Consider the following 6,000-nt stretch of genomic DNA (forward strand, 5'->3'; position numbering starts at 1 on the left):
GTGGGAGAGTTAGTAAAAGTTGTTAACCGTCCCCGACTTTTTTAAGTTTTTGCTACGGCCAAAAATGAAATAAATCTAGTACAGATGTAAGAATTCCAGTACGCCAACTTTTGTAAATTCCTATTGCAAAGGATACAACACCAGCTATTGTTAACGGTATGCCTAATGTGGCATTTGTATTAGTTTGAAATGCAAAGAAAAAACAAATCATACCTATGGCTATAAATGATAGACAAATCAATACTTTTTTCATTAACACATTTCCTCCTGATTAATAGATGATAATATAAGTTAGTACTAAATTAGAATAAAGTTAAAATAAAAAAATAAAGGAAGTAAAGGGGACGGTTAGCAATTATTAGCGAAGATTAATAACAAAAAGTTGTTAACCGTCCCCAACTTTTTACCAACTTTTTATACTGATTATAACATTAGTTCCAATATAATGTGTATAAAAATCGGATCCATTTTTTAAAAAGCAATAGAATATGCCATAACTTATAGATATTTATGATGTTCATGAAAGTATATAAATTTTCAACATTGATTTAAGCAGGAAGCCACCACTTTAGGGTGAGCAAGTGGGGGAGAGTTCACAAGAGTACTAATAAAAAAATAAATAAATAAAAAAATAAATAAAAAATAATAAAATAAATAAAAAATAATAAAAAATAATAAAAAATAATAAAAAATAATAAAAAAATAGAAATTAGTCCAAAATTTTAAAAAACATATTGACATATAGTAAATAAGCATATATTATATTAACAATAATTAAAATAAATTCGATGAAGAGAAGAAGTAAGTAATATTTTGTTCCACAGAGAGTTGGCACTTTGCTGCAAGCCAATGTTCAAGATATAACTGAAAATCACCTCTGAGAAGCAAAGCCGAACTTTAGTAAGCTTTGTCGGAGTTTCTTACCGTTAAAAGAGAAGCGTATTGATGGATACGTAACTGAGTGCTATGAAGTGCCTTATTTGTTATAGGCTTATTTTATAGAATTAGGGTGGTAACGCGGATTATTCCCGTCCCTTGTTTTTCAAGGGACGGGTTTTTTATATGCTCTCAGCAATTAGTATGTGATGGCAATAAAGTATCAATAGAACAGGAATATGTTTTTATATGTTCTCAGCAATTGATATGACTGGGGTGTGCAACAATCCGTGAAAACTTCATCCGTGAAATATTCATATGGCAATTCATAAGGCTAAGCATATATTCCACGTAGCGGTTCACAAGGTTAAGAAGTATTTTGAGATAAGGTAAGCAATATTTTAAGCCGCATAGCAGTTCATAGCACCAAGATGTAGTTTAAGAGAAAATTTATAAGGGGGATGATTTTATGGATATAGAAGAGGACATTATAATCTAGAAAATGTAGATGATAAATTTATATGAATTGGAAAATTCACTACTATAGTTCACATTACTAGTTAGTAAAGAGGACTTAGTAAAGAGGCAGAAACATAATTAAGGAGGATTTATAAAATGAAAAATTTACAAAAAAAAGACTTGCTATTAATAAGTTTAATGCTTTTTTCATTGTTTTTTGGGGCAGGAAATTTAATATTCCCTCCATTTTTGGGGCAATCAGCAGGTGTTGCAACTTGGAAGGCAATGGCTACATTTTTTATAACGGCTGTTGGATTTCCAGTTTTAGGGGTAGTTGCAGTTGCAAAATCTGGAGGTCTTAATAATTTATCTAAGAGAGTTAATCCGATATTTGCTAGTATTTTCACAGTTTTAATATATTTATCTATAGGGCCTTGTTTAGGTATTCCAAGGGCAGGCAGCTTGCCTTTTGAAATGGCAGTGGCACCATATTTGCCAGACAGTATATCAAAAACTTTAGCATTATTTTTATTTACATTGGTATTTTTTATGGTGGCTTATTGGCTTTCATTATCACCAGCAAAGCTAGTAGACCGCATGGGTAAGATTTTGACACCTACTTTGTTATTTTTAATTGTGTTTATGTTTTTAGGAGCTTTATTTAAACCACTAGGTGGTTACGGTGAAGCTACAGGGGCGTATGTGGATTCTCCTGTTGTTAAAGGCTTCTTAGAAGGATATTTAACAATGGATACAATAGCAGCGTTGAATTTTGGAATAGTTATTGCATTAGCTATAAAATCAAGAGGGGTTAAGGATGAAAAACAGGTGGTGTCCTACTCTATAAAGGCTGGTATTATAGCAGGAACTTTGCTAATAGTTATTTATTCAATGCTTGCACATTTAGGAGCCACCAGCGGTGGAAGATTTGGAGCAACTAAAAATGGTGCTCAAACTCTAACAAATGTTACTACGCATATTTTTGGAAGTTCAGGAGCTGTTTTATTAGCGGCAATATTTACTTTAGCTTGTTTGACAACTTGTGTTGGACTTATAACTTCTTGCAGTGAATATTTTTGTACATTAACTAATAAGATATCATACAAAAATTGGGTTAGAATATTAGCTCTTTCTAGCATGAGCCTTGCTAATATGGGACTCACAAAAATTCTTGCTATATCAGTACCGGTGCTAGTGGCAATTTATCCAATAGCTATAATGCTTATAGTGCTTGCTATTTTAGACAATTTATTTAAAGGGGACTCCACAATTTACGGGTTAACCATATTATTTACTGGTGCTGTAAGTGTGGTTGATGCGCTAGGACAATCAGGTATAAAGTTAGAAATGGTTCACGATTTATTCAGCAGATTACCACTTTATGCAGAAGGCTTAGGCTGGGTTTTTCCAGCATTAGTGGGCATGTTTTTGGGAGTAGTAATGAGTTTTGGCCAGCAATGGGTAAGGTTAAAGTTAACTAACGTTAAAGGGGACAGTTAACAATTATTGGTGAAGTGAATGGAGAAAATAGAAGAGAATAAAAGGGGACGGTTAACAACTGTTAGTGAAGTAAATGGAGAAAAATAAAAAAGAATAAAAGGAAAATAAAAGGGTAAAAGGGGACGGTTAACAATTATTAGCTAAGGTTGATAGCGAAAAGTTGTTAACCGTCCCCAAGTTTTTATTAACCGTCCCCAAGTTTTTAACGAAAAGTTGTTAACCGTCCCCAAGTTTTTAACAAGATTGATAGCAAAAGGTTGTTAACCGTCCCCAATTTTTCTAGTTGATTTATGGTACTATGTGGTATAATATGAAGTAAAATATTGTAAAAACCTTTACGATTATGACTTAATTTTTAATCAATATTAATAATGCAATATAATACAATTAATGTAACATCACAGTTGTCATATAGTTAAGGGGTTTTTCGCATAGCAATATATAGAGGAAATTAATTTTTATTAGTTTGGGGTGAAAAGCATGGAAAAGATAATTAAAGTAACAAATTTAAAAAAATCATACGGTCAGGTTAGGGCTGTAAAAGGTATTGACTTTTATGTGGAAAAAGGAAAGTTGTTTGCTTTTTTGGGGCCAAACGGCGCGGGAAAGTCCACAACAATTGATATGATTTGCACTTTCCTAAAGCCAGATGAGGGTGAAATTATTATAGACGGTTTTAAAATTGGCAAAGATGATGATGAAATACGTTCAATAATTGGTGCGGTATTTCAGGATGGCTTGCTGGATAATTTGCTTACTGTTAAGGAGAATCTTGAAATACGAGGGAGTTTTTATGGAATTAAAAAAGACAAGCTTCAAGAAGCTGTGAAGCGTGTTATTCGTACTGTGGGACTGGAAGAGTTTGCAAAACGTCCCTATGGCAAGCTTTCTGGAGGTCAAAAGCGCAGGGCTGATATTGCCAGAGCTTTAATAAACACACCTAAAATTCTTTTTCTTGATGAGCCAACCACAGGGCTTGATCCTCAAACTAGAAAAAATGTTTGGGAAATTATATTAAAATTGCAAAAGGAGAATAACACCACTGTGTTTTTAACTACGCACTACATGGAGGAGGCAGCTGGTGCTGATTATGTCATGGTTATTGATGATGGATTAATTGTAGCAAAAGGAACTCCTACAGAACTTAGAGAAAAATATTCCAGCGATACTTTGATGCTTTCTTATATAGATGAAGCTAGAGTTTGCCATATACTTGAGGATGCTTCTATTAAATATGAGAAAAAAGGTGATAGAATAGTTGCAAAAATTCCATCAACCATGGATGCACTTCCTATTATTGAACAATGTAAAGAATACATTACTGCTTTTGAAGTGCATGCTGGAACTATGGATGACGCTTTTATTGGTATTACTGGAAAGGAGATGAGAGAATGATTTCTTTTGCAAAGAGAAATTTAAAACTTTTTTTCAAAGATAAGAGTGCTGTATTTTTTTCCCTCCTAGGCGTATTTATTATTATTGGACTATATGCTCTTTTTTTAGGTGACGTATGGACAAAAAGTCTAAAAGAAATTTCTAATGCAAGGGAATTAATGGATTGCTGGATTATGGCAGGCCTTGTGGCTGCAACCTCTGTGACAACAACTATGGGTGCCTTTGGCACAATGGTTGAGGATAAGGTTAAGAAAATTTCAAAGGATTTTAGCTCATCACCATTGAAACGCAGCAGTATTGCAGGAGGATACGTAGTAAGTGCATATGTTATCGGTGTTATAATGAGTGTTGTTGCTCTAGTTTTGGCACAAATTTATCTAGTGGCCAGCGGCGGAGCTATGCTATCCCTTGTGGCAATAGTAAAATGCTTGGGGATAATACTTCTTGCTACTATAACAAGTACGTCAATTGTTTTATTTATTGTTTCCTTTTTCAACAGCACCAATGCTTTTGCCACAGCCAGTACAGTAATAGGTACCCTTATTGGTTTTTTGACAGGTATTTATATTCCTGTAGGAAGCTTACCTGATGCGGTTCAAACATTTGTGAAGATTTTCCCCATATCCCATGCTGCAGTACTATTAAGGCAGGTTATAATGAAAGATCAATTAAAAATTGCATTTAAGGGTGTACCAGCCAAATATCTGACGGAATTCAATGAAATGATGGGTGTTACCTTTAAATTTGGAGATTATGAAGTAACCACATTTGTTAGCATTGCTATTTTAATTGGTACCGCTGCTTTATTCTTTACACTGTCAGTTTTAAATATTTCTCGTAAAAATAGATAATAATGATTACCCCACAAAAATCATTACATTACCTGAATTATAAAATTTCTCTGGAATGACTTTCATAAGAAGCGAAGGAACTGTTTAAATTTAATTTTAGAAATTCTTCTTTTAGACAGATAAAATTATCGTAAGCCTGGCAAGGACGCCAGGCTAGCGAACCTGATGCAGGACGCTGAATGTGAGCGTTAGATAATTTTACATGGCTAAAAGATTAGAATTTCTTAAATTAAATTTAATGTTCCCAGCTCTTATGCAAGTCATGGAGGAGAAATTTCATAATTCCATCACATTATACCTTATTGTGGGTTAAGCATAAGAATTAGTTTTCCATAAAAGGTTATATCTAAAAGATTTACTTCCTAAATTTATTTAGGCTTATTAAAATTATTTATGTTGTTAAACATTTATAGTTATATATAGTTATATATAGTTAGATTTTACGAAGTTCTTAAGTTTCATAATAGGATTAATGGGTTTATTGAAAAATCCAAAAGGGAGGAATATAAATTGGAAAAACAAGCACTAAAAGAATTGTTAAAGAGTATAAAAAACAATGACTATGCAGTACCAGAAGGTGTAAATCCATATGAATTATCTTTAGTGATGATGGAGAATATAGGCGATATTGATAGTGAACTTAGAGATGATTTGATACTCTACAATCTATTTAAATGGATAAATGAGGGGATTTTATCAGTAAGCGTCAAAGTTTTAGCACCTTTAATAATTCCAAGAATAGTATTAAAATATCCTAGTAAGGCAAGAATATGCTTTACTAGGATTAATTTATTTTTTATCTTTAATTTTCATATTTTCAGGAATCTTATCATTCCAAGGCATAAGATTCTCTAAGCTTTCGCTATCGTATATATCTATCTTTGATAGATTATCAAATAGATAGACTAAGTACCTTTCT

5 protein-coding genes and 1 other annotated feature are annotated in these 6,000 nt (G+C 32.8%); of the genes, 4 read left to right on the forward strand and 1 reads right to left on the reverse strand.

Features of this window, described 5'->3' with window-relative positions:
• Positions 1-52 precede the first annotated feature (52 nt).
• Positions 53-253, reverse strand: a complete 201-nt coding sequence (locus FGK85_RS09645) for a hypothetical protein (RefSeq protein ID WP_138206053.1) — start codon at positions 251-253, stop codon at positions 53-55.
• A gap of 526 nt (positions 254-779) precedes the next feature.
• Positions 780-1,039: a binding site (T-box leader), on the forward strand.
• A gap of 452 nt (positions 1,040-1,491) precedes the next feature.
• On the opposite strand from FGK85_RS09645, the gene brnQ reads away from it, so the two are divergent.
• The 4 genes from brnQ (at position 1,492) to FGK85_RS09665 (ending at position 5,936) form a co-directional block, all read left to right on the forward strand.
• The gene (brnQ, locus tag FGK85_RS09650) at positions 1,492-2,835 is read left to right on the forward strand and encodes a branched-chain amino acid transport system II carrier protein (protein WP_138206055.1); all 1,344 of its coding nucleotides are present in this window, start codon (positions 1,492-1,494) and stop codon (positions 2,833-2,835) included.
• Positions 2,836-3,315: 480 nt separating this feature from the next.
• Positions 3,316-4,230, forward strand: a complete 915-nt coding sequence (locus FGK85_RS09655; protein ID WP_138206057.1) for an ABC transporter ATP-binding protein — start codon at positions 3,316-3,318, stop codon at positions 4,228-4,230.
• A complete protein-coding gene (locus FGK85_RS09660; protein ID WP_138206059.1) occupies positions 4,227-5,081 on the forward strand; it encodes an ABC transporter permease in 855 nt (284 codons plus the stop codon). The genes FGK85_RS09655 and FGK85_RS09660 overlap by 4 nt, the downstream gene beginning before the upstream one ends.
• Before the next feature lie 510 nt (positions 5,082-5,591).
• Positions 5,592-5,936, forward strand: coding sequence for a hypothetical protein (locus FGK85_RS09665; RefSeq protein ID WP_138206061.1), 345 nt, complete (start codon positions 5,592-5,594; stop codon positions 5,934-5,936).
• Positions 5,937-6,000: the final 64 nt, after the last annotated feature.

This window comes from Haloimpatiens lingqiaonensis, assembly GCF_901447495.1.
Classification (GTDB): Bacteria; Bacillota; Clostridia; order Clostridiales; family Clostridiaceae; genus Haloimpatiens; species Haloimpatiens lingqiaonensis.